This is a genomic window from Aliivibrio wodanis (assembly GCF_052920805.1).
Window position 1 is genome coordinate 566,200 of sequence record NZ_JBREXA010000001.1, and the last position, 21,274, is coordinate 587,473.

Sequence of the window (21,274 nt, forward strand, 5' to 3'; positions counted from 1 at the left end):
TGTGCATTATTAGCTATTTAGAAATCCTATAATTGCATATATAAAGTAGATAGCAATTACTAAAACAGCAATGACTACTGCAATATTCACTATCCAATGAGAAAGTAAAGGGCTGATAACACTAACAGCAAAACCAATTACAGCGATAAAGGCTGAGACTACTAGATATGACAATGGATGTTTTTTTAAGAAACCAATTCTTTGCCACCCTACAACCATATACTCATTAATAATAGAAATAAGCCCTAATACAACTAAAAAAGCCACTACATAACCTAAAATAGCTAACATGATAACCTCTTAAATTCTTACCACTTAGGCTTCTTTACTTTGCTTGTAAAACCTAGAAACTTTCCAACTGTAGATAGTGGACCGAGTTGGCTTGTACAATCTGGGCAGTAAAAGTCGTCCCATATATCTCCCCAGCGAGCTAAATCATCACAGCCTGGGCTATAACAGACCAACACTTGTTTATCACAACTTTTCTCACCACAGCGATAAATGTTCCTCCGAGGAGGTACATTTCTTTCAGCAAGATAAGCATGCGTTTGTTTCTTACACCAAGGACACTCACCTTTAGGTAAAATATCTTCATCAGAACTATTTTTCATAGGATCACCAAAATAAACCAGAACACATAGAAAATAGCATACTATAAGTTATTTTGCACGCTTAGGCACATAACGCCTGCATAACACGTTTGCTACGATACAGACCTAGCCGAATTTTAACGCCTTAATCACTGAAACTAAAGGCAAACTGACAACGCCGAGTGTAGCAAATCGTGTTGATGCATTTGTTATGTTTATGTATCCACCCGAATGTCACCACAAATAAGATAACGATATACTGATATTAAAGCGTCAAAAAGGTCGTAACAATCATCAGCTACTACAGGAGCATGAGGAAACTCTCCAAACCTTGATGAAGGATGAAATGCCATTATTCGTCTTTCATAGTAATCTTGAAAATACCTTTCTGGACCATCAATATCAAATACATTTGATATGTATTGAGATGCGTCCTTTGATGATGGACTTGGATTTCCACATTCTTTTAATTTTCGTTGAACTAATGAAAATGATGCGTCCATTGATATGAAAGTTGAATTAATTGCTTCTTCAAGAAGATATGAGTAACACATTAACATTGAGCTTCTCAGCAATGTTGCTAATGCTCGCATTAATAAATTATCAAGAATATTGATCTCAACATATATGTTATTTTGAATAGTCTTATTAATACTCTTTTCTATAAACCTGTAATTCACTTTTTTATCAAAATCAGGGAGCTTAATAGAACTATGTACATGATAAGGGTTTTGAGTAACAAACTTGTTACCTTTATGTTCATGTTCCATATCTTGAGCACTAAAGGCAGATCTAAATAATGAATAAACAGATTTAATGCAATCTTCACTGACATTTATCGTATTTAGTTTGATGTAATGAACATTTGGGTGAGGATGGAATAAATACATACCTTGGTCATTACTAAGCAGAATAGATGACAGAAGTTTAATTTCATTTAGATTAAGCCAAGCCACCTCTGAATATTCTATTTCGACGCTGTCAATTGGCGTCAAAATAAAGCATAAATCCGAACCAAAATATGCAATAGAATCACTATGTATTAACACATCCTTTGGATACAGACCTAAAGGAGAAAGCAATCTAACTGTATGAGTGGCTAAATTCCTATTTTGATACTCTAACTCTTCAAACACGTAATTCTCCAAAATAAACATAACGCCTGCATAACACGTTTGCTACCATGCAGATTAAGTCTAAATTTACCACTTAACACTGTAAACTCAAAGAAAACTAGAATGCCGAATGTAGCAAATCGTGTTGATGCATTTGTTACACGATCTTTGTCAATGCTTCCATTAACTTGGTAAAGAATTGATTTACCAAGATTTACTGTAAACTGAGTTTAATTAGACTGGCTCAATTAAGCGAGCAAAATATCCAATCAACAGCAATAACTGTGAAACGAAACAATCCTTTTTCTTACACCATTTGTACGACCTGGTTTCAGCCAGTTTTTAGCTGAAAAACCAAATATCCTCGCCACAATTTGGATTGAAAATATTGCGAGTAAAACACTGATGCAGGATAAAATGAGGCAAAACCATGAACAATTGAAGCGTGAATTGGTTTCTGAAATCCATGAACTTTTGGCAATAATGGTCAATTGCCGAACCTGATGAAACGAATATTGAAAGGCAACAAAGAAAAAGGAAATCCACCCTACTTTCACGCCTAAAAAACTAACGGCTCAATCGCTGAACTGAGCCAAAAAACTGCAATCTTGAGAGTTCGTGTAACGCCTGCATAACACGTTTGCTACGATACAGACTTACCTGAATTTTACTGCCTTAACCACTGAAACTAAAGACAAACTGACAACGCCGAGTGTAGCAAATCGTGTTGATGCATTTGTTACACGATCTTTGTCAACGCTTCCATTAACTTGGTAAAGAATTGATTTGCCAAGATTTACTGTAAACTGAGTTTAATTAGACTCGCCAAATTAAGCGAGCAAAATATCCAATCAGCGACAATAACTGTGAAATGAAACAATCCCTTTTTCTTACACTATTTGTACGATTTGGTTTCAGCAAGTTTTGAGCTGATAAACCAAATATCCTCGCCCAATTGGGATTGAAAATACTACGAGCAAAACACTGATGCAAACTTAAATGAGGCATAACCAAAGAATAATTGAAGCGTAAATTAGCCGCTGAAACGCCTGAATTTAGGACAATAATAGTTCAATGCCGAACCTGACGAAATGAAAACCAAAAGGTAACAAAGAAAAAGGAAATCCACCCTACTTTCACGCCTAAAAAATTAACGGTTCAATCGCTGAACTGAGCCAAAAAACTGCGTTCTTAGAGTTCGTGTAACGCCGCAATAACACGTTTATTACTACGACGACTTAGCTGAATTTTACCGCCTTAAACACCTAAACCAAAGACAAACCTACAACGCCGAATGTAATAAATCGTGTTGATTGCTTTGTTATATTGCCTATTGATAAACGACATGAAATCGTTCCAATACAAGAACCATGTCCTCATTAGGCTTAATATTTAACTCTGAACATTCAGCAGCAAAGAAACTCCAATGAGCTTCACGCCACCATTTTAATGAACGGTCGCCCTCGCCTTCTGCATGAGCAAACTCAGCCGTAACTTCGTTATATTTACACGTTTCAACTGAATCAATTTCAATGATACAAATTGGTTTCCCATTCCAATCAACGACTACTTGTAAATGACCAACGGTTGGCATTGGTTCTTCACCAGATTCATACCAAACATTTAAGCTACAAGTTGCTGTCTTTTGACCAATTCGGATTAATTCTGCGCATAAATTGGCATTATGCTCATCAGCACAGAAATAGTCTGAACTGAATGATTGATACTTTTCACGTTCAATTTCAGAAAGTGAGCTTAGATACTGATCCAAGTAGATTTGAGACTGTTCTTCCATGAAATCCTCTTAACTATTTTCGCAATATAACGCCTGCATAACACGTTTGCTACGATGCAGACTTAGCTGAATTTTAACGCCTTAATCACTGAAACTAAAGGCAAACTGACAACGCCGAATGTAGCAAATCGTGTTGATGCATTTGTTATATGCTTAACTCATGAAGCTGAGAGATCGTCCTAAAATTGGAATGACTTTCTTTTTCCAAACCTCGATGGTTAAACCAAATCGCATTTAAACCAGCCTCTATCGCTGAAATAACGTCTTTTTCAAGTGAGTCACCAACCATTGTAAGTTGACTCGGTTCAGCACCTAACTTATTCGCTATTCTTTGATAAAATTCAGAACTGCCTTTTGATAAACCAAGATTTGATTTACAGAAATAGCCTGAAATGAATTGAGACAACCCGACTCGTTCAAATGCCAACTCAATATCCTGAACACTGGAATCATCAGCACCAGTTGCCACATAAAGCAAATGTCCTTTCTGAGATAACGAAGCTAACATTTCCGAAGCACCATCTACGGCTTGAACGGTTTCCCAATCACACATTTTTCCTGGAGCATTTGGAAAGTCGACCATTAAAGTGTCACCCCAATCGAACAGATAAGCTTTTCTCATAATGCCTCCTTGCATATAACGCCTGCATAACACGTTTGCTACTATGCAGATTAAGCCTAAATTTACCACTTAATGCGGTAAACCAAAAGAAACCTAGAACGCCGAATGTAGCAAATCGTGTTGATGCGATTGTTAGCTGTATTAATAGTACCACTTTACTCTTGAAACATTAGTAACTTGATTATCTATTAGCTTGATAGCTGCTCTTATATCGACGGTTCTTGTCATTGTAATGATAGCAATTGCGCCAAGTATTAAAGCGACTAACAATATGAAAAGCATCCAAACAATATTGAACGTAATAAAATGTACTTCAAACAATTCATTTACTTTAAAGTAATCAAAAACACCTAATATTAAGGTCAATGATGACACTGACGTTATTATATACAACGCTAAACTTTTAATTTGATACGAATACCTTTCTACTTTTTGTTTTCTTTTTGAACGATACTTCTCTTTAAGATCAAACCTTCCTGAGCTAATTTCGAGATATTTTTTTCCATCCTTGAACAACTCAATCGACTCTGATGGATTCAACTGAGTAAGAAGCGTCTCTATTATTTCAAATTTCACTTTAACCTTAAAAATTGAATAAAATAGATGTTCAACAACAAGGCGGTTAGCTATGTTAGATGGACTCGCCATACATGAATGCAGTAACTCAATATTACGAATTTTGAAATATCGTCCGGAATAAAGCCGCTCACTTAAATATTGTAATATCGGTAATATACTAACCAAAAATGCTATTAATGCGACATAGTCAAAATGCTGCATGAAACCTTCGAACATTATTAACTTCCCTTAATATAGCTAACGCCTGCATAACACGTTTACTACCAAACAATTATACTCAAAATTGACTCCCTAAAACGAGAAACACCCGACAACCTGAGATGCCGAGTGTAGTAAATCGTGTTGATGCATTTGTTAGCTGTATTTAAAAGTTTACACGATAATGCTAAATATCCGCTATAATAGACTAGAACAAAACTGACTAACTCAGATTAGTAACTACTGCTTAGGAGTTACATTTTCAATAACCTTATTGGCCTCTTGAGAGAGCACGCTTGTGAATATCTCCGTTACCCCTAAAATATCTGCAATAAAAGCAATTTCAAACAAAATCATCAATGTAGGTATAATATATGGCAATGAATAAAGCAAATATGCCTTGCCCAAAGTAAATACCCTTATAATCCCCGTCAAATCGAAGTCAGAACGAGACTCTAAGATAGTAAAAAGATAGTCAGCACGTCGATGATTTTCTGGTTCTGTTGAAATAACATGATAATCAGCGTGATATTTTTCTAGATCAACACTTATCCCCCCCATTTCCAATTCATTGATATCTCGCCTTAACTTTCGAATCAGTTCCTTTAACTGAATACCACATTCATCTAAAGACTCAGCGCGTAATTCATATTTCGCGGTGCCATTTACAACAGAATAAACAAGTACTGCAACAGCCAAGAAAATTTGAATGATACTAAGCACTGAATTGCTATAAGGTAGCGGTAAGCCTGAGCTTTGATACAAAGGGATGAAAATCAAACCCAAAGATAGAAATGTCGTAGTTAAAAAAGAATAACTACTTACACCTTTAAGCCTATCTGCGGCATTGAAGCGACACTTACTAGTAACTCTGATACTCTTTAATAGTTTTTTTGCTGGTTCTTTTTCTTGAGCTTCTAGCGGTTGCATGGAAAAAAACCAACGAAATGGCTTAATAATACAAACTGTAAAGAATTCGTCTAACAAACTGATAACCTTATTGAATTTAGTATTCATTAATTATATCAGCACAATGAATGCATTGAAATCCACTTATACAGCTAACGCCTGCATAACACGTTTGCTACTATGCAGATCAAGCCTAAATTTACCACTTAACACGGTGAACTCAAAGAAACCTAGAATGCCGAATGTAGCAAATCGTGTTGATGCATTTGTTATGTGCAAATCACCAACTACCATTTTAACTATTTTTGTGGAAATAATTCGAAAAGAATAACTTCTAACGATGACAACTCTAATAAGAAGGTGTTCTTTTGAGTTGTTTTTAATAGAATGGAATCATGTCCAGATAGATGACTATACCTTTTATCTAAGTGCTGTCCAAAAGACTCCTCAAGTCTAATTAAACACTCCTCTAACAAAGTAACTTCCTTTGCCAGAATTTCTAACAAAGTAAAATATTTTGCCAATATAACTGTCATTTTAGTCAATACAAGTTCACGCATAGCTCTAATAGTTTCCTTTTGCTGTGGTGAGTTATGACTAGATACATTATAAATAGAATATTGACTTTCAAAGTCAGCTTTTATTCCATCAAGACTATCAATATTAGTGTTTATGATTTTTCTTATGTTGCTTGAATGTAATTCTCTACAAAAATTACCAATACACTCATTGATGATAACTTGATCGTAATCCTTTTTGTTTTCTTTAAATTCAGGACTCGATATTATTTTTTGAGAAAAAACACCTAAGTCTAAGCTAATTTCAAGCTTACTTGTAACATCTTGTTTAGATAAACATAAATAGTGAAACAGTTGATACAAGTCTTGAGCACCAAGTTTATGTATCTCGTTAGTTATTTTTGACGTAAAAATGTGACTATTGGAAACATGGCGTTCTTTTTTGAACATTTTTAACCAACTTGAAAATACTTGATCTTCTTTTTTGGTTTTATATGCTATTTCTAGTAGCTGATAAATGGTGTTGAATTCATTAGACTTATCAACACGATGCTGGCTTAATATAAATATTAATCCATTATATTTATCTATTTGATTGTTAGCTTCAACTGTTTCTTCTTTTCGGTCAAGATTATCCTGACGTTTACTAAGTTTAGAGTTTTGATATATAAGTAAAATCAATGTAACAAAACCACTTATCGACGCTAACCAAGTGCCATAGTTACCAAATTCACTTGTTGTTGTAAAAAATGACTCGGTTAAGGCTTGATCTGAAAACCGACCGAGAAAAAAGAAACCAAATAAAATACCAACAACACCACACAAAAAGCTAACCAGATATAGCACTACAACCTCAACTCAAAATACAATCAACCAAAGACTCTTATATTAAAGCAACCTATAAGTACAACCAAATGATTATTCTAGCAAGGTTAACGTTCACAATTAGCACATAACGCCGCAATAACACGTTTGCTACGGCACAGACTTAGCTGAATTTTACCGCCTTAATCACTGAAACTAAAGGCAAACCGACAACGCCGAATGTAGTAAATCGTGTTGATTGCTTTGTTATACCCGTACTAAAATCGCCCTCAAAACTAGGAAGTAACCAATAATAAAATACTACCTAAGAATGCTGGTATTCCTGAGATAAACATAACCAAACCAAACTGATAATTCAGCCTTTTTTGTTCATGAAAATCAGACTCAAAATCATGATTAGAAACCATTTTCATTGTTTTATTTGAAGCTGGGTCTTGCGCCCAATTACGACTTTGGCTATTTCCATCCCAAGTTAATCTAGCTATTCCCCAGATAATAATCACGATAAAGAATAGAAAATCCATCAAACTTGTTGAGTTGAAAAAGGCTACATATTTGGAAAGAATGAATACGATTAAAGCCGCTAATAGATTAGTAATAACAACCACTTTCAACAGATTTAGCATAGATATTCTTCCTCAATTGACCTTTTAGGGTATAACGCCTGCATAACACGTTTGCTACGATACAGACCTAGCTGAATTTTAACGCCTTAATCACTGAAATTAAAGGCAAACTGACAACGCCGAGTGTAGCAAATCGTGTTGATGCATTTGTTATATTTTTATCTAACCTAGTGCTAGAAACTTAAAATCAACTCTCGTTCACGACCATCGATAAGGCTACCTGATAATCGAAAACCTAAACTTTCATAGAACCTTAATGGGCTATTTTCACTTGAAACAACACTCGTTGTTAATTTCGATGCTCCAAATTGATTTTTTAACTCAATCAATAACAGCTCAATTGAACGCTTACCTAATCCAAAACCTTGATACTTTGCATCAATCATAAAACGCCAGAGATAATACTTATTTTCATTTGGTTTGACATCAACCATAACGAAACCAATGGCTATATCGTTAAGATAAATACCTTTGAACCAAGCACTTTCAGAAAATGAAGCTTCAGCAATAGAAATGGCATTTGAATCTACATGATTAACCTGCTCAGGTTTAACTGAAAGTAAGCATACTGCATAAAAGCTATCCTTAGTTAAATCTCGTAAATTCAAACTGTTAGTATCAATTTCCATAAGTAATCCATTACCATTTCAAAATTTCGTGGAAAAATATAACGCCTGCATAACACGTTTGCTACCATGTAGATTAAGCTCAAATTTACCACTTAATACGGTAAAATCAAAGAAACCTGGAATGCCGAATGTAGCAAATCGTGTTGATGCGATTGTTAGTATCGCAACTTGAAGAGCTAATTTTAATCGCTAAAACGGAATATCATCATCAAATTCCTGTTGAGGTATAACTTTTGCCTGTTGCCCCCAAACTGGCTGCACGACTTGTTGTGGTAACTGAAGTACTTTACTTTTACATTTTTTGCATCCCTCACTTGTACTTTTACCCATATCAAATTTTGTCAAATAGGAACCACATTTTTCACATTCAGGAACTTTAAATAACTCCTCACCACAACCTCCGCAATATGGTGTATTTGCTATAGGGTAACCGCAAACACATTGATAAATTAATTTATTCCCACAAGCGGTACAGTGAATATCAGTACATTCCTCGATAAAATAAGCTCCTTTATAGTACCCATTCTCAGACCATTCAGCATGAGAGCATTTTTGATTATTACAAAGAGCTTTACTTGGGTGATTATTAATTGACTGACTTATACCTGAGCAGCTTTGCAATTCGCGAAGGAATTCACTTGCGCTAGAATAACGATCTTCCTTTTTATATTCACATGCTTTCGTTATTACTTTTTTAAGAGTAAAAGAAACTGAAAATTCAGGTTTATCAAACATCAATATCGATGGAACACCAGTTAATAATTTACATAAAACAAATCCAAGTGAATAAATATCAGAGCATTCATCAACATTTTTCATATTTTGGCCTTGCTCTGGTGACATATATTCAGCAGAGCCTAAATGATCACCAGTTCTAGTTGAACGAGTAAAATTTTTCACGCCCAACGATGAAAAACCAATCGAAAAATCAATTAAGTAAGCATGACCTGATTTAGAAAGCATTATATTCGACGGTTTTATATCTCTATGGATAATGCCTTTAGAGTGCACAAGAGCTAAAGCTTCTAAGATTTGGCAGGCAATATTGATCACTTGCTCTTGTTTTAATGCCCCATTTTTATAAATATAATCTTCAAGATTTGAACCATCAATATATTCCATCACTGTATATGGAATTGTCCGCTCACCATCGATGATTTCACCATTAGTTAATACATATGGAATAGATGGATGTTGAATTTCAGCAAGAATAAATGCTTCTCTTTTAAACCTTTTGCGAAGATCTTCATTATTTATATTAAAAATGCTATCAAAAAATTTGACGGCAACAAATCGTTCAAGTGAATATTGGCGTGCTTTTTTAGTCTTACCCGATAACCCAGAACCTATATCTTCAAGCAATTCAAATCCATGTCGCTTTAGATGATTTTTATAAATACTCAATTTCTACCTCTGGATTAATTTTGCGATACTAACGCCGCAATAACACGTTTACTACGACACAGACTTAGCTGAATTTTACCGCCTTAATCACTGAAACTAAAGGCAAACCTAGAACGCCGAATGTAGTAAATCGTGTTGATTGCTTTGTTAAATTTCTACGTGCTTTAGTGTATATCTAAAATCTGCCGCAGTTTTCCAACCAAGTAACTCAATAAAATGGGTAGCTAGATTCTGTGGTAAATGCTGCCCATTGTAAAAATCAAGATGAACGTTTGGTTTATATAAATGCTTATTTTCAATTAATTTATGAATAATTTCCTTTGTAGGTCTACGTAAATTCTCACCTTCCTCTAGGTGATTATAATGATTTCTACCTGCATAAATAATTAATCCCGAAGGAATATCTCGAATTAATTCACCAACAGCAAGCTTATTGACTTTAGGTGTAAAATTAGAAAAATGAAGACATTCCTTTTCATTTTCAGAATACAATTCAAAACCTTTGCATGCTATTTGAAGCAAAGAGCCATCAATTATGGATAATGCAAATTGCTCATTAGCTAAAGCTTCTAAGGCTTGAGATGACCTAGTGAAATGTTCTTTTATTGCCGGTTTATTTTCCCAAACATTCCTATCTCTATCAACCACATCTCTAGGGTTATGCCTATTAAAACAAAATATTGGAGGAAGCGATTCTGTAAATAATTGGCCTATTAGCTCTTGATAATCCATACGAGCTTCAAGCAACCTAATCACCGCGCTATCTACTGCGTCTAAATATGTATTTATTGTCATATATTCTCACCTAGAAATTTAACGCTGGCATAACACGTTTATTACTATGCAAACCGACCTGAATTAACCGCCTTAATCACAAAACTAAAGGCAAACCCAGAACGCCGAATGTAATAAATCGTGTTGATGCGATTGTTGTGCGTGCTTACTTTCGGCTTGGCAAACTTGGTAAAGAACTGCCCTGCCAAGATTTTCTATGCCCTGATTCTAATTTACCGGTAGTAATTAAGCGAACAAAATGTTCTTAAATTGCGAGATAAAGTGAATGGAAATCAGATACATTTTTTACACCATTTGAACGATTTGATTTCAGCAAGTTTGGAGCTGATAAACTAAATACACTCGCCACAATTGGGATTGAAAATGCTGTGAGGAAAACACTGATGCAAACTAAAATGAGGCATAACCAAAGAACAATTGAAGCGTAAAATAGCTTCTGAAACGCCTGAACTTAGGGAAATAAGGGCTAATTTGCCGAACCTGATAATACGAAAACCAAAAGGCAACAAAGAAGAAAGGAACGCTTACTAAGCCAAAACTACGAAGGCCGCGATCCTTTTGATGAACCGTACAAAAAATTTCGGACTCAGTACGCACAACGCCTAGAATAATGCGTGCAAACGACGGATTAATAGCGCTAAATATACTTTAAACCGCGAATGCCGAAGGTTACAGCATCGCATTGATTCGATTGTTAAATTTGCCGATTGTGATGTGGTTGCAGCAGCTGTTAAATTTTCCGAGCAAGCCTGCGCCGATGTCTTTGTGATTTCTATATACTAAAACAAGAAAAAACACACTTTTCACAATCTAAAAAAACATCCCATTTCAAGCATATAAACCAACTAACACACGATAACTGGAACAGCTTGCAGCAGCAAGCTTTCTACACGAAATAGAATAATCCCTATCACATTTTCGATGAAAAAATAAATTCACCGTTTATCACTCTGAATCGAGCTAATACCGTAACCTTGCCTCCGCATTCATCGCAACATGGCACTTGCCCTTTGCTTTCCGCGTATTCTCGCCATAATAAAGGACTAATGTCCTTTATCCGCTCTTGGCCAAGATACTGTCGAGCTTTATTCAACCTCTCTCTACATCGATTATGATACAAACCAACAAAGTGATATTGCTGTTTTTTCGGTATCGCTATATGACTCAATATACGCTCAATAAATTGATTAGGCTTTAGCCTAAGCATTTCTGTTTTCTTTGTTTGATGAGACTTATACCTAACTCGCACTTCCTTGCTTGATACATGCATAATTTGACTGTTTTTTATGGCTCCGCCACGGACATATCTCGCTAAATATTTAACGACTCCAGCGCCATGGGAATACGGTTTGGTACAATGAACTACCCAATCAAAAACGCCCCATTTATTAAAAAGATTAAGTATATTTTGCTTAGAAAGTGATTCAGGGTAATTTAACTCTCCTTTATTCATTGCTGCGCGTAGCGCTGCAATGAACTTACCGCGAAAGAGCTTCATCATAACTCTTGCAGGAAATAGAATACTTTTTTGGGGCTCAACCCAACCGTCATTGCCTAATCCACCATGGGTAACCAAACAATGAATATGAGGATGGAAAGTTAGGTTTCGGGCCCAAGTATGTAGGGCCAAAACACACCCAACCTTAGCACCTAGAAATCGCTCATCCGCGCTTAATATTTGAATCGTTTTACGAACAGAATCAAACAGTGTTTGCTGACATAACGCCCTATTATATCTCCATATTTCATGTAACTCATGCGGAAGAGTAAATACCCAATGATGATGAGAAGTATCTAAAATAAACGAATCTACTTTTTTAAGCCATTGCTCTCTTTTGAGAGCACCACACTGTGGGCAACTTCGATGCCCACAGCTGTTGTACCAATAACCATTGAGATGACCATTATCACAATACAGCGCATGACCTCCCATCGACGAAGTTCGACAAGATGAAAGCCGACTGATCCCCTTAAGTTGATATAAAGGTAGTCGATGGTTCTTCGAATATGATTCAAACCTTTTTTGCAAAAAGGTTTGAACTGTATGTTTACTCATACAGTAAACATAGTAAATCTAACCAGAAAGGAGATGTTTAAGAAGGAGAATTACGAGGCAGCGCACTCTTCGAGCTTGCTCGGCAGATTTAACGCCTGCATAACACGTTTGCTACGAAACAGACTTAGCTGAATTTTAACGCCTTAATCACTGAAACTAAAGGCAAACTGACGACGCCGAGTGTAGCAAATCGTGTTGATGCGATTGTTAGTAGCTTATATCACAGAACACTGCCAAATCTTCTTTTATAGAATCATCAAGATACTTTCGAGGAGCAATGAATTCCTTTTGGTTTTCCTGAAATTTCCGAGAACGAAAATAATGAATCCAATTTGATGTAGAATAGCGAGAGCCAAGTCCCATTAAAGGTAATAAAAACTCAGGTTCTTTAACTTTAACAAAATGCTGCAAACGAAGTTCCACTTTATCGTGATAATGGCCTTCAATAATTTTCATTAAAACTTTAGCCGCAGAAGCTTGAGTAGTTTTATTACCAATAACCCCAGAATTTTTAAGTGTTAGAATTCTCAAATCAGTATAAAAATACTCAATATCTAGAACAGTGTCCCTAACCGTAAATATTTTTAAAATAACGCCGCCACTAATTCCCGTTCCGTCCATACCTCCCCAAAAAGAAACATCATTAATCTCATGTTCAGTTGGTCTTAACAGCCCCTTACTAACAAACCAACTTTTAGTTGTAGCTTCTGAATTCTTAGATTTAACTTGAAGCTTCTTGGAAACCATCTCAGTATCCAAAATCAAATCGTAGCCGTTATGATCAACATCTACCTCATATGCCATTAAATATGAACCATCAATTGCAGCTGCGAGTTGCAAATCAAAGGTTAGACGCTTCATTAACAAAGATTCTCGACCTTTTGTATGTCGTGGTTCTGACATAAATTCACTTAACCGATTAGGGAATACGTCCATTATGACCTCCTGAGCTACTAACGCCTGCATAACACGTTTACTACTATGCAATTATACTTAAAATTGACGCCTTAAAATGAGAAACACCCGACAACCTGAGATGCCGAGTGTAGTAAATCGTGTTGATGCATTTGTTATGTGAATTTTTGATTTATATATGCACACAACCCTGATAAATCAGGAAACAAAGTACTCTTATTTATCCCACATCGGTCTAAATTTTCTAATAAGTTCTTTTTGATTTCTTTCGGAATACGATATTCCAATAAATTAGAATCTTCAAGTTCCTCTAACGGAATAAACCTTTGTTGCTCTTCATCGTAATTGTGTAGAGTGAACCAACCATGCTGAGCTGTAACACGTTCATTGGAAAAACTAGGTTGGTAAATACACACATGAGGTTGCTCAAATGGTGATTTAGATTTATCCGGTAATGCTCCAAAATCTGCTGAAAATAAATAAACATATGAATCTTCATCAATACTATTGTCACAAGCAAACCAAAGTGCGACTAAAGGGTTTGAAGTCCAATCTAAACATCTTGTTTTTAAATCAAAATGTTGTGCTTTAATTAATAAATTCCATTCATTGTGATCATTTTCAGATAACTTGCTAGAACCAAGTAATAATAATTGCTCTAGCATTTTTTTTTCATTGCCTGTTGTATTCACATGACTATCTTTACGAGCAATACTAGGTAAAAGATTACGATACTTTTGTTTGCCCCCGAAATAGAACTTTATTCCCCATCAAAGGAGCAATTTCCATTGCAGAAACATATTCACCAAAGCTTCTAATATCTATAACACTAATCATTAATTTTACCTGTAACTTAAGGATTCCACTTATTCACATAACGCCTGCATAACACGTTTGCTACTATGCAAACCAAGCTGAATTTTAACGCCTTAATCACTGAAACTAAAGGCAAACTGACAACGCCGAGTGTAGCAAATCGTGTTGATGCATTTGTTATACGAATTTATACTGTTGAACTAACTTTATAAACTCTTGGGAATAATCATCTGCTAGCTTGGTGCTGTATGATATATTTAGAGTTTCTCTATTACTTGTTGCAGCTCGATTCGTCCAATTATATGAACCTTGCAGAACTACCCTAAAATCAACTATACAAAACTTATGGTGCATTAATTGCCTTTTGGGATCAACTGCTATGAGTTCTATAAATGGATTTAGATAATTACCGATACGATCATTCTTTGAATCTTTGCTCATAACTACACGAACATTAAGCCCTTGCTTTACTTTTTTCACTAGTGCATCAGCTAGATCTCTATCAGTAAACCAAGCAACCGCAACCCAAATAGAAAATTTTGCAGATTCAATTACTTCTAAAAGCTTTTCTTTGTGACCTATAAAATACTGTTCTGAAAGCAAGTCTTCACTCCGATAAAATCCAGATTCAGGATTATCAGCGATTTCATATAGATGATCGATTAATGCAAATACACTTGTTTTTAGTTCTCGAGCCTCCCACATATGGCGTACATTCGTATTGATATTATCTGCATCAGCAAGTAACGCTGCATTGGGAACACGCTTTACACTGTACAAAAATCGATTAACAACCTGAACAAAGTCTCTAACGTGACTTTCTTGAACATTTAAAAAATCATCTTCGCTACAGCTATCAAAAGGAAATTCAACGACTTCATTTGCTAGGTTAAAAATTTTCTGATCTATTTTCATACTCATCACTTATTTTATTCGTATAACGCCTGCATAACACGTTTACTACTATGCAATTATACTTAAAATTGACGCCTTAAAATGAGAAACACCCGACAACCTGAGATGCCGAGTGTAGTAAATCGTGTTGATGCGATTGTTAAGTGTTTATCCCTTAGGTGGATATGGATCATTCCCATGACTATCTTTGATAGCTATTTTACCGTCTTTATTATGAATCACTAATTCTGATTGTTGATTCTGGCTAATTGTTCTTGCACGATCAACTGCTTCTTTTTTAGTGCCAAAATGACCTGAAGATCGTTGTCCTCCACTCTGTTTAATATCCCAACCACCTTCAGCATTTGAAACTACATGAGTACTTTTTGTCATTGCTAACCCTTTCTATATTCAGTATGAGCACATTTAGGGCAAGGAGGAAGTGTGTCGGAGTGATCATCTAAATCGACTCTTTGACCACATTTCTTACAATAGTAAGTACCTTTACCAGGTTTTTCACCAGTTGTTGCCATAATTTAATTCTCCGTATTTAAATTAATAATATTAACCACATTAAAATAGCGGTTAATATTATTATGCGCTTAAATATAGATTGGTTTTGAGATGGAAGTCTTAGAACTAAACAGACACTTAACGCCTGCATAACACGTTTGCTACGATACAGACCTAGCTGAATTTTACTGCCTTAATCACTGAAACTAAAGACAAACTGGCAACGCCGAGTGTAGCAAATCGTGTTGATGCATTTGTTATAAGCACATACTGAACGTGTAATTTAAGCTTAAATCTTTACCAATTACAAAAATTCGGTTCATAAACGTAATGATACTTCATTCAATAATGTGGCCGTGTATGCATCCCAATCAACACCTTTACCTTCAACAAAATACTCAACTAATTGTTCTTTCAAATCGTGATCAGCTTCAGGCAGCATCGCATCGATAAAATCTAATAACTCTTGCTCACGATATATTAAAGGAAAGCCTTCAGATTTAAAATATTCAATTTTTTCTACGATATCTTTATGTTTTGTATGTGATAATTTCATATTCTGCTCAATGCTATATCAAAAGGTATTTTTAACTCGAATTCATTTTTCTGGCAAGTTTAAATGCAATTGGGTGCTTATAACGCCTAGAATAATGCGTGCAAACGACGGATTAATAGCGCTAAATATACTTTAAACCGCGAATGCCGAAGGTTACAGCATCGCATTGATTCGATTGTTAAATTTGCCGATTGTGATGTGGTTGCAGCAGCTGTTAAATTTTCCGAGCAAGCCTGCGCCGATGTCTTTGTGATTTCTATATACTAAAACAAGAAAAAACACACTTTTCACAATCTAAAAAAACATCCCATTTCAAGCATATAAACCAACTAACACACGATAACTGGAACAGCTTGCAGCAGCAAGCTTTCTACACGAAATAGAATAATCCCTATCACATTTTCGATGAAAAAATAAATTCACCGTTTATCACTCTGAATCGAGCTAATACCGTAACCTTGCCTCCGCATTCATCGCAACATGGCACTTGCCCTTTGCTTTCCGCGTATTCTCGCCATAATAAAGGACTAATGTCCTTTATCCGCTCTTGGCCAAGATACTGTCGAGCTTTATTCAACCTCTCTCTACATCGATTATGATACAAACCAACAAAGTGATATTGCTGTTTTTTCGGTATCGCTATATGACTCAATATACGCTCAATAAATTGATTAGGCTTTAGCCTAAGCATTTCTGTTTTCTTTGTTTGATGAGACTTATACCTAACTCGCACTTCCTTGCTTGATACATGCATAATTTGACTGTTTTTTATGGCTCCGCCACGGACATATCTCGCTAAATATTTAACGACTCCAGCGCCATGGGAATACGGTTTGGTACAATGAACTACCCAATCAAAAACGCCCCATTTATTAAAAAGATTAAGTATATTTTGCTTAGAAAGTGATTCAGGGTAATTTAACTCTCCTTTATTCATTGCTGCGCGTAGCGCTGCAATGAACTTACCGCGAAAGAGCTTCATCATAACTCTTGCAGGAAATAGAATACTTTTTTGGGGCTCAACCCAACCGTCATTGCCTAATCCACCATGGGTAACCAAACAATGAATATGAGGATGGAAAGTTAGGTTTCGGGCCCAAGTATGTAGGGCCAAAACACACCCAACCTTAGCACCTAGAAATCGCTCATCCGCGCTTAATATTTGAATCGTTTTACGAACAGAATCAAACAGTGTTTGCTGACATAACGCCCTATTATATCTCCATATTTCATGTAACTCATGCGGAAGAGTAAATACCCAATGATGATGAGAAGTATCTAAAATAAACGAATCTACTTTTTTAAGCCATTGCTCTCTTTTGAGAGCACCACACTGTGGGCAACTTCGATGCCCACAGCTGTTGTACCAATAACCATTGAGATGACCATTATCACAATACAGCGCATGACCTCCCATCGACGAAGTTCGACAAGATGAAAGCCGACTGATCCCCTTAAGTTGATATAAAGGTAGTCGATGGTTCTTCGAATATGATTCAAACCTTTTTTGCAAAAAGGTTTGAACTGTATGTTTACTCATACAGTAAACATAGTAAATCTAACCAGAAAGGAGATGTTTAAGAAGGAGAATTACGAGGCAGCGCACTCTTCGAGCTTGCTCGGCAGATTTAACGCCTGCATAACACGTTTACTACTATACAGATCAAGCTGAATTTTACCGCCATAAACACCGAAACTAAAGACAAACCTACAATGCCGAATGTAGTAAATCGTGTTGATGCGATTGTTATGTTGCATAGTTAAAATGTAAGTATCTACGAAATTGGAACCTGTTATAATGCGCGCCTCAACATTTTCATTAAAGAGTTCCTATGCGAGATTTCATAAACGGTATCTTTTGGTTAACTAGTATTGCTTATGGTGCAACCATCTTTTCGGTGCCATATGTCGGTGTCTATTTAACCTATGTTGCAGTTCCTATTATTGTTATTTCAGGTTTAATTTTATGGCTAACTCGAAACAGTAAAGTCGATGTAAATGCATTACGATCTCAAATAAACCATCTTGAACAGACATTGGATACTGTTATAGAGCAATCTCACATTTTATCTCAAGAAAATACAAAACTACGTGAAGAAATGGAAGAACTCAAGAAAACAGCTCTTTAAACAGCTACCCACGGCAACATAACATTTTATTGTACCTACCAAATTCGTAATTTCTACCGAATATATCTCAATACCTATAATTCACGATATTTTACTTAAAAACCAATACACTAACAGTTAAATCTCATATAACCTTAACTAAATATATCGAAGTAGTTCGTATATCCCATTTTTTATACATATTTTATGTAACTGATTCATTTAACAATTCCATTAATTTTATAGACTCATTACAAATATACGAACTAACATTGCTACGTCAACTTAATCGATTACAATTTAATCACATTCACTCAAAACATTAATCATTGCTTATGGATATCCCTATAAATATAAAACCAAACTCTCAACGTTTCATTGATAAAATACGTATTTTTATGCGCTCGAGGTTATTAGCTTACAACACTGAAAAACAATATATCTACTGGATAGGATGCTTCATTCGCCATAATAATTACAGTTCAAAAGAAGATATAAATGCCTTCGACATCCCTGATTATCTCGATCATCTTGTCGTAAAACAAAATGTTTCTCCAAATACTCAGAAAGTAGCACTCAATGCACTTATTTTTCTTTGTCGAGAATTCTTGCAACAATCAGTTGCCCATTTAGACTTTAAACGATCCAAAAAAGCCACAAAGTTACCAACTGTCTTTACTCATAGTGAAGCCGTCTCTGTAATAAATGAACTAACTCATCCAATAAAATTAATCGCACAACTCATGTATGGTAGTGGACTACGAATTAACGAAGCGTTAAAACTTAGGGTTGATGATATCGATCTAATCCATAAAATCATCACCGTACGTAATGGAAAGGGAAATAAGGACCGAACAACAATTTTACCTGAAAGTATAATTCCAGAGCTTAAAACTCAACTAGCCTTTGTAAAGCAGCAACACAAAATGGATGCCATCAATGGCGATGATGAAGTTTACCTTCCCTTTGCGATTGCAGAAAAATACCCCAACCGCGCAAGGAGTTATGGTTGGCAATATCTATTTCCATCGAAACAATTAAGTAAAGATCCACGTTCAGGGAAACGTCGTCGCCACCACATATTAGATCGAAGTGTTCAAAAGCAAGTAACGAAAGCTATTAAAAATGTTGATATCGATAAAAAGGCCAGCAGTCATACCTTCCGGCACAGCTTTGCAACAAGAATTTTAGAACGAGGTGGAGATCTACGAACAATACAAGAGTTACTGGGTCATTCTGATATCAAAACAACCCAGATTTACACACATGTTATTGGTTTACACTTCTCAGGAACAAAAAGTCCACTTGATTTTGATTAAATCATGACTACATTTCATATTGGCGATGCTTTAGTGAATAAAAGATAGCTTTTATCGCTTTCGCCAAAAAAAACACAGCAAGTACAACAAAAAGTTTGCTGACCATAAAATCTGTAATTAAATAAGAAACAATAACACAAAACGCACCAATAAGTGCCGATAGCATCCACTCTTTTTGCATGCTTAAATCACCAATCGAGCCATTTCAGCACCCGCACCTCTGACTGCCTCAATATGCTCTATAATCGAAGTATCTACTTGTAATATCTCAGCTTCAATTTGTTCAGATAACCATACAGATTTAGCATCCATAGTCGATAAGCTATCCCAATCACGATTAATCGCGTTAGCTAAACGTACTGTAGCTGCTAATGGCGAGTAAATATTATCGACTTTAGGCTCAAACTGCTCAGAAATCGCAAAAACTAACTCTTCAGAAAAAGACCAGCTCTCTGCTAATTTAGCACCAAGATCAGCACTGTCTGTACCAATAGTTGAACGCTGCGCAATTACTTTAGATATACCCGCTTCTATTTTTTCAAAAATAGTCGGTACTTGCTCTGCCATAACAGTGTAAATCATCAAGTCACCGATATTATGCAACATGCCTGCTGTAAATGCGGAGTTCGGATTAACATCACAGCTTTGTGCAATCGCTTTACTTAATACAGCGACTTCAAATGTCTCTTGCCAAAACTCTTCTAGATCAATAACTTCAACATAAGGGAATGCACTTACCAAAGAAGAGGCTATAATTAATGTCTTTAATGGTTCTAAACCTAATCGTACAACCGCTTGATCAACTGAAGAAACGCCCTTACCACGAGAAAAATGCGCAGAGTTAGCCAAACGAATAACACGAGCACTAACTACTTGTTCCATAGAAATAGTACGAGCAAGTTCTTGCAACTCTACTTCGGGATCATTTACCAGCTCCATCATTTCTCGGATCACTTTAGGGATCCTTGGTAGCTCATGAGCGTGGCTTAAAATTTCATTCTGTTCCATGTTCTTCTCCACAACGAGTCATTACTTTTTTTGTTTCATCACTGCAACAGTAAAGCGGCAGGTACAAACTAAACGTTCTCGTTGATCTTTAATATCAATTAGCCAAACCTGAGTAGTTGCACCTAAATGCATTGGTTTTGCTGTAGCGTAAACAGTACCTTTTCGTACTGCTCGAATATGATTAGCATTAATATCTAACCCGACACAATATTTTGTTTCATCAACACACCAATTAGCCGCAATAGAAGCAACAGATTCAGCCAATGCAACAGAAGCTCCTCCGTGTAGCATTCCTAATGGTTGATGAACTACTGAGCTTACAGGCATTGATGCGGTAATGGAATCCTCATTATAGTGACAATACTCAATATTTAATGCTTCCATCAATGTATTTCGTGATGTGGCGTTTAATATTGCCAAATCCATCGGACGCTTCCAAATACTCATCATCTACCTCTAATGTGCTAACTTACTTGTGTCTGAG

At 35.8% G+C, this 21,274-nt stretch carries 25 protein-coding genes; 2 read left to right on the top strand and 23 right to left on the bottom strand.

Annotation, left to right across the window (positions count from 1 at the left end; translation table 11 throughout):
• Nucleotides 1-9: 9 nt before the first annotated feature.
• From ACU5DF_RS02785 to ACU5DF_RS02880, 20 genes are all read right to left on the bottom strand, one after another.
• Nucleotides 10-291 (bottom strand): hypothetical protein, encoded by a 282-nt coding sequence (locus ACU5DF_RS02785; RefSeq protein WP_446711685.1) that lies wholly within the window; start codon nt 289-291, stop codon nt 10-12.
• A gap of 17 nt (nt 292-308) precedes the next feature.
• A complete protein-coding gene (locus ACU5DF_RS02790; protein WP_446711686.1) occupies nt 309-611 on the bottom strand; it encodes a hypothetical protein in 303 nt (100 codons plus the stop codon).
• Nucleotides 612-805: 194 nt separating this feature from the next.
• Complete coding sequence (locus ACU5DF_RS02795; RefSeq protein WP_446711687.1) at nt 806-1,726, bottom strand: hypothetical protein; 921 nt, start codon at nt 1,724-1,726, stop codon at nt 806-808.
• 1,309 nt (nt 1,727-3,035) lie between these two features.
• Nucleotides 3,036-3,500, bottom strand: coding sequence for an ASCH domain-containing protein (locus tag ACU5DF_RS02800; protein ID WP_446711688.1), 465 nt, complete (start codon nt 3,498-3,500; stop codon nt 3,036-3,038).
• A 145-nt stretch (nt 3,501-3,645) separates the two neighbouring features.
• Complete coding sequence (locus ACU5DF_RS02805; RefSeq protein ID WP_105063936.1) at nt 3,646-4,122, bottom strand: HAD family hydrolase; 477 nt, start codon at nt 4,120-4,122, stop codon at nt 3,646-3,648.
• A 141-nt stretch (nt 4,123-4,263) separates the two neighbouring features.
• The gene (locus ACU5DF_RS02810) at nt 4,264-4,917 is read right to left on the bottom strand and encodes a hypothetical protein (RefSeq protein WP_130046448.1); all 654 of its coding nucleotides are present in this window, start codon (nt 4,915-4,917) and stop codon (nt 4,264-4,266) included.
• Between the two features lie 222 nt (nt 4,918-5,139).
• Nucleotides 5,140-5,886 carry an SLATT domain-containing protein gene (locus ACU5DF_RS02815; protein WP_446711689.1) on the bottom strand — a complete coding sequence of 249 codons (747 nt, stop codon included), beginning with the start codon at nt 5,884-5,886 and terminating at the stop codon, nt 5,140-5,142.
• Nucleotides 5,887-6,107: 221 nt separating this feature from the next.
• A complete protein-coding gene (locus tag ACU5DF_RS02820) occupies nt 6,108-7,172 on the bottom strand; it encodes a hypothetical protein (RefSeq protein ID WP_446711690.1) in 1,065 nt (354 codons plus the stop codon).
• Between the two features lie 254 nt (nt 7,173-7,426).
• A complete protein-coding gene (locus ACU5DF_RS02825) occupies nt 7,427-7,777 on the bottom strand; it encodes a hypothetical protein (RefSeq protein WP_023604650.1) in 351 nt (116 codons plus the stop codon).
• 173 nt (nt 7,778-7,950) lie between these two features.
• The gene (locus ACU5DF_RS02830) at nt 7,951-8,406 is read right to left on the bottom strand and encodes a GNAT family N-acetyltransferase (protein ID WP_023604652.1); all 456 of its coding nucleotides are present in this window, start codon (nt 8,404-8,406) and stop codon (nt 7,951-7,953) included.
• Between the two features lie 189 nt (nt 8,407-8,595).
• Nucleotides 8,596-9,810, bottom strand: a complete 1,215-nt coding sequence (locus ACU5DF_RS02835; protein ID WP_446711691.1) for a serine/threonine-protein kinase — start codon at nt 9,808-9,810, stop codon at nt 8,596-8,598.
• A 147-nt stretch (nt 9,811-9,957) separates the two neighbouring features.
• On the bottom strand, nt 9,958-10,605 hold the full coding sequence (locus ACU5DF_RS02840) for a hypothetical protein (protein WP_446711692.1): 648 nt from the start codon (nt 10,603-10,605) through the stop codon (nt 9,958-9,960).
• 910 nt (nt 10,606-11,515) lie between these two features.
• Nucleotides 11,516-12,661, bottom strand: coding sequence for an IS91 family transposase (locus tag ACU5DF_RS02845; protein WP_446711599.1), 1,146 nt, complete (start codon nt 12,659-12,661; stop codon nt 11,516-11,518).
• Nucleotides 12,662-12,868: 207 nt separating this feature from the next.
• Nucleotides 12,869-13,597 (bottom strand): hypothetical protein, encoded by a 729-nt coding sequence (locus ACU5DF_RS02850; protein WP_446711693.1) that lies wholly within the window; start codon nt 13,595-13,597, stop codon nt 12,869-12,871.
• 134 nt (nt 13,598-13,731) lie between these two features.
• A complete protein-coding gene (locus ACU5DF_RS02855) occupies nt 13,732-14,340 on the bottom strand; it encodes an FRG domain-containing protein (RefSeq protein ID WP_446712468.1) in 609 nt (202 codons plus the stop codon).
• 229 nt (nt 14,341-14,569) lie between these two features.
• Nucleotides 14,570-15,307: a phospholipase D-like domain-containing protein gene (locus ACU5DF_RS02860; RefSeq protein ID WP_446711694.1), complete on the bottom strand. Its 738-nt coding sequence runs from the start codon at nt 15,305-15,307 to the stop codon at nt 14,570-14,572.
• Between the two features lie 147 nt (nt 15,308-15,454).
• Nucleotides 15,455-15,679 (bottom strand): DUF2188 domain-containing protein, encoded by a 225-nt coding sequence (locus tag ACU5DF_RS02865; protein ID WP_107295918.1) that lies wholly within the window; start codon nt 15,677-15,679, stop codon nt 15,455-15,457.
• 2 nt (nt 15,680-15,681) lie between these two features.
• Nucleotides 15,682-15,819, bottom strand: coding sequence for a zinc ribbon-containing protein (locus ACU5DF_RS02870; protein ID WP_446711695.1), 138 nt, complete (start codon nt 15,817-15,819; stop codon nt 15,682-15,684).
• Nucleotides 15,820-16,118: 299 nt separating this feature from the next.
• Nucleotides 16,119-16,355: a hypothetical protein gene (locus tag ACU5DF_RS02875; protein ID WP_446711696.1), complete on the bottom strand. Its 237-nt coding sequence runs from the start codon at nt 16,353-16,355 to the stop codon at nt 16,119-16,121.
• Nucleotides 16,356-16,749: 394 nt separating this feature from the next.
• A complete protein-coding gene (locus ACU5DF_RS02880; protein WP_446711599.1) occupies nt 16,750-17,895 on the bottom strand; it encodes an IS91 family transposase in 1,146 nt (381 codons plus the stop codon).
• Nucleotides 17,896-18,187: 292 nt separating this feature from the next.
• On the opposite strand from ACU5DF_RS02880, the gene ACU5DF_RS02885 reads away from it, so the two are divergent.
• Both ACU5DF_RS02885 and ACU5DF_RS02890 read left to right on the top strand, forming a co-directional pair.
• Nucleotides 18,188-18,484: a hypothetical protein gene (locus tag ACU5DF_RS02885; protein WP_446711697.1), complete on the top strand. Its 297-nt coding sequence runs from the start codon at nt 18,188-18,190 to the stop codon at nt 18,482-18,484.
• 314 nt (nt 18,485-18,798) lie between these two features.
• Complete coding sequence (locus tag ACU5DF_RS02890) at nt 18,799-19,782, top strand: integron integrase (RefSeq protein ID WP_446711698.1); 984 nt, start codon at nt 18,799-18,801, stop codon at nt 19,780-19,782.
• Between the two features lie 7 nt (nt 19,783-19,789).
• Here ACU5DF_RS02890 and ACU5DF_RS02895 read toward each other — a convergent pair whose 3' ends face one another.
• The 3 genes from ACU5DF_RS02895 to ACU5DF_RS02905 are packed head-to-tail and all read right to left on the bottom strand — an operon-like array spanning nt 19,790 to nt 21,237.
• Complete coding sequence (locus tag ACU5DF_RS02895) at nt 19,790-19,963, bottom strand: hypothetical protein (protein ID WP_099047783.1); 174 nt, start codon at nt 19,961-19,963, stop codon at nt 19,790-19,792.
• A 2-nt stretch (nt 19,964-19,965) separates the two neighbouring features.
• The gene (locus ACU5DF_RS02900; protein ID WP_045103810.1) at nt 19,966-20,790 is read right to left on the bottom strand and encodes an HDOD domain-containing protein; all 825 of its coding nucleotides are present in this window, start codon (nt 20,788-20,790) and stop codon (nt 19,966-19,968) included.
• A 21-nt stretch (nt 20,791-20,811) separates the two neighbouring features.
• Nucleotides 20,812-21,237 (bottom strand): hotdog fold thioesterase, encoded by a 426-nt coding sequence (locus tag ACU5DF_RS02905; protein ID WP_045103809.1) that lies wholly within the window; start codon nt 21,235-21,237, stop codon nt 20,812-20,814.
• Nucleotides 21,238-21,274 lie beyond the last annotated feature (37 nt).

Bases quoted from the DNA above. Each gene is read 5' to 3' on its own strand.
- ACU5DF_RS02785 (WP_446711685.1), bottom strand. From the start codon at position 291: ATGTTAGCTATTTTAGGTTATGTAGTGGCTTTTTTAGTTGTATTAGGG.
- ACU5DF_RS02790 (WP_446711686.1), bottom strand. From the start codon at position 611: ATGAAAAATAGTTCTGATGAAGATATTTTACCTAAAGGTGAGTGTCCT.
- ACU5DF_RS02800 (WP_446711688.1), bottom strand. From the start codon at position 3,500: ATGGAAGAACAGTCTCAAATCTACTTGGATCAGTATCTAAGCTCACTT.
- ACU5DF_RS02805 (WP_105063936.1), bottom strand. From the start codon at position 4,122: ATGAGAAAAGCTTATCTGTTCGATTGGGGTGACACTTTAATGGTCGAC.
- ACU5DF_RS02810 (WP_130046448.1), bottom strand. From the start codon at position 4,917: ATGTTCGAAGGTTTCATGCAGCATTTTGACTATGTCGCATTAATAGCA.
- ACU5DF_RS02825 (WP_023604650.1), bottom strand. From the start codon at position 7,777: ATGCTAAATCTGTTGAAAGTGGTTGTTATTACTAATCTATTAGCGGCT.
- ACU5DF_RS02830 (WP_023604652.1), bottom strand. From the start codon at position 8,406: ATGGAAATTGATACTAACAGTTTGAATTTACGAGATTTAACTAAGGAT.
- ACU5DF_RS02840 (WP_446711692.1), bottom strand. From the start codon at position 10,605: ATGACAATAAATACATATTTAGACGCAGTAGATAGCGCGGTGATTAGG.
- ACU5DF_RS02845 (WP_446711599.1), bottom strand. From the start codon at position 12,661: ATGAGTAAACATACAGTTCAAACCTTTTTGCAAAAAAGGTTTGAATCA.
- ACU5DF_RS02850 (WP_446711693.1), bottom strand. From the start codon at position 13,597: ATGGACGTATTCCCTAATCGGTTAAGTGAATTTATGTCAGAACCACGA.
- ACU5DF_RS02860 (WP_446711694.1), bottom strand. From the start codon at position 15,307: ATGAAAATAGATCAGAAAATTTTTAACCTAGCAAATGAAGTCGTTGAA.
- ACU5DF_RS02865 (WP_107295918.1), bottom strand. From the start codon at position 15,679: ATGACAAAAAGTACTCATGTAGTTTCAAATGCTGAAGGTGGTTGGGAT.
- ACU5DF_RS02870 (WP_446711695.1), bottom strand. From the start codon at position 15,819: ATGGCAACAACTGGTGAAAAACCTGGTAAAGGTACTTACTATTGTAAG.
- ACU5DF_RS02875 (WP_446711696.1), bottom strand. From the start codon at position 16,355: ATGAAATTATCACATACAAAACATAAAGATATCGTAGAAAAAATTGAA.
- ACU5DF_RS02880 (WP_446711599.1), bottom strand. From the start codon at position 17,895: ATGAGTAAACATACAGTTCAAACCTTTTTGCAAAAAAGGTTTGAATCA.
- ACU5DF_RS02885 (WP_446711697.1), top strand. From the start codon at position 18,188: ATGCGAGATTTCATAAACGGTATCTTTTGGTTAACTAGTATTGCTTAT.
- ACU5DF_RS02890 (WP_446711698.1), top strand. From the start codon at position 18,799: ATGGATATCCCTATAAATATAAAACCAAACTCTCAACGTTTCATTGAT.
- ACU5DF_RS02895 (WP_099047783.1), bottom strand. From the start codon at position 19,963: ATGCAAAAAGAGTGGATGCTATCGGCACTTATTGGTGCGTTTTGTGTT.
- ACU5DF_RS02900 (WP_045103810.1), bottom strand. From the start codon at position 20,790: ATGGAACAGAATGAAATTTTAAGCCACGCTCATGAGCTACCAAGGATC.
- ACU5DF_RS02905 (WP_045103809.1), bottom strand. From the start codon at position 21,237: ATGAGTATTTGGAAGCGTCCGATGGATTTGGCAATATTAAACGCCACA.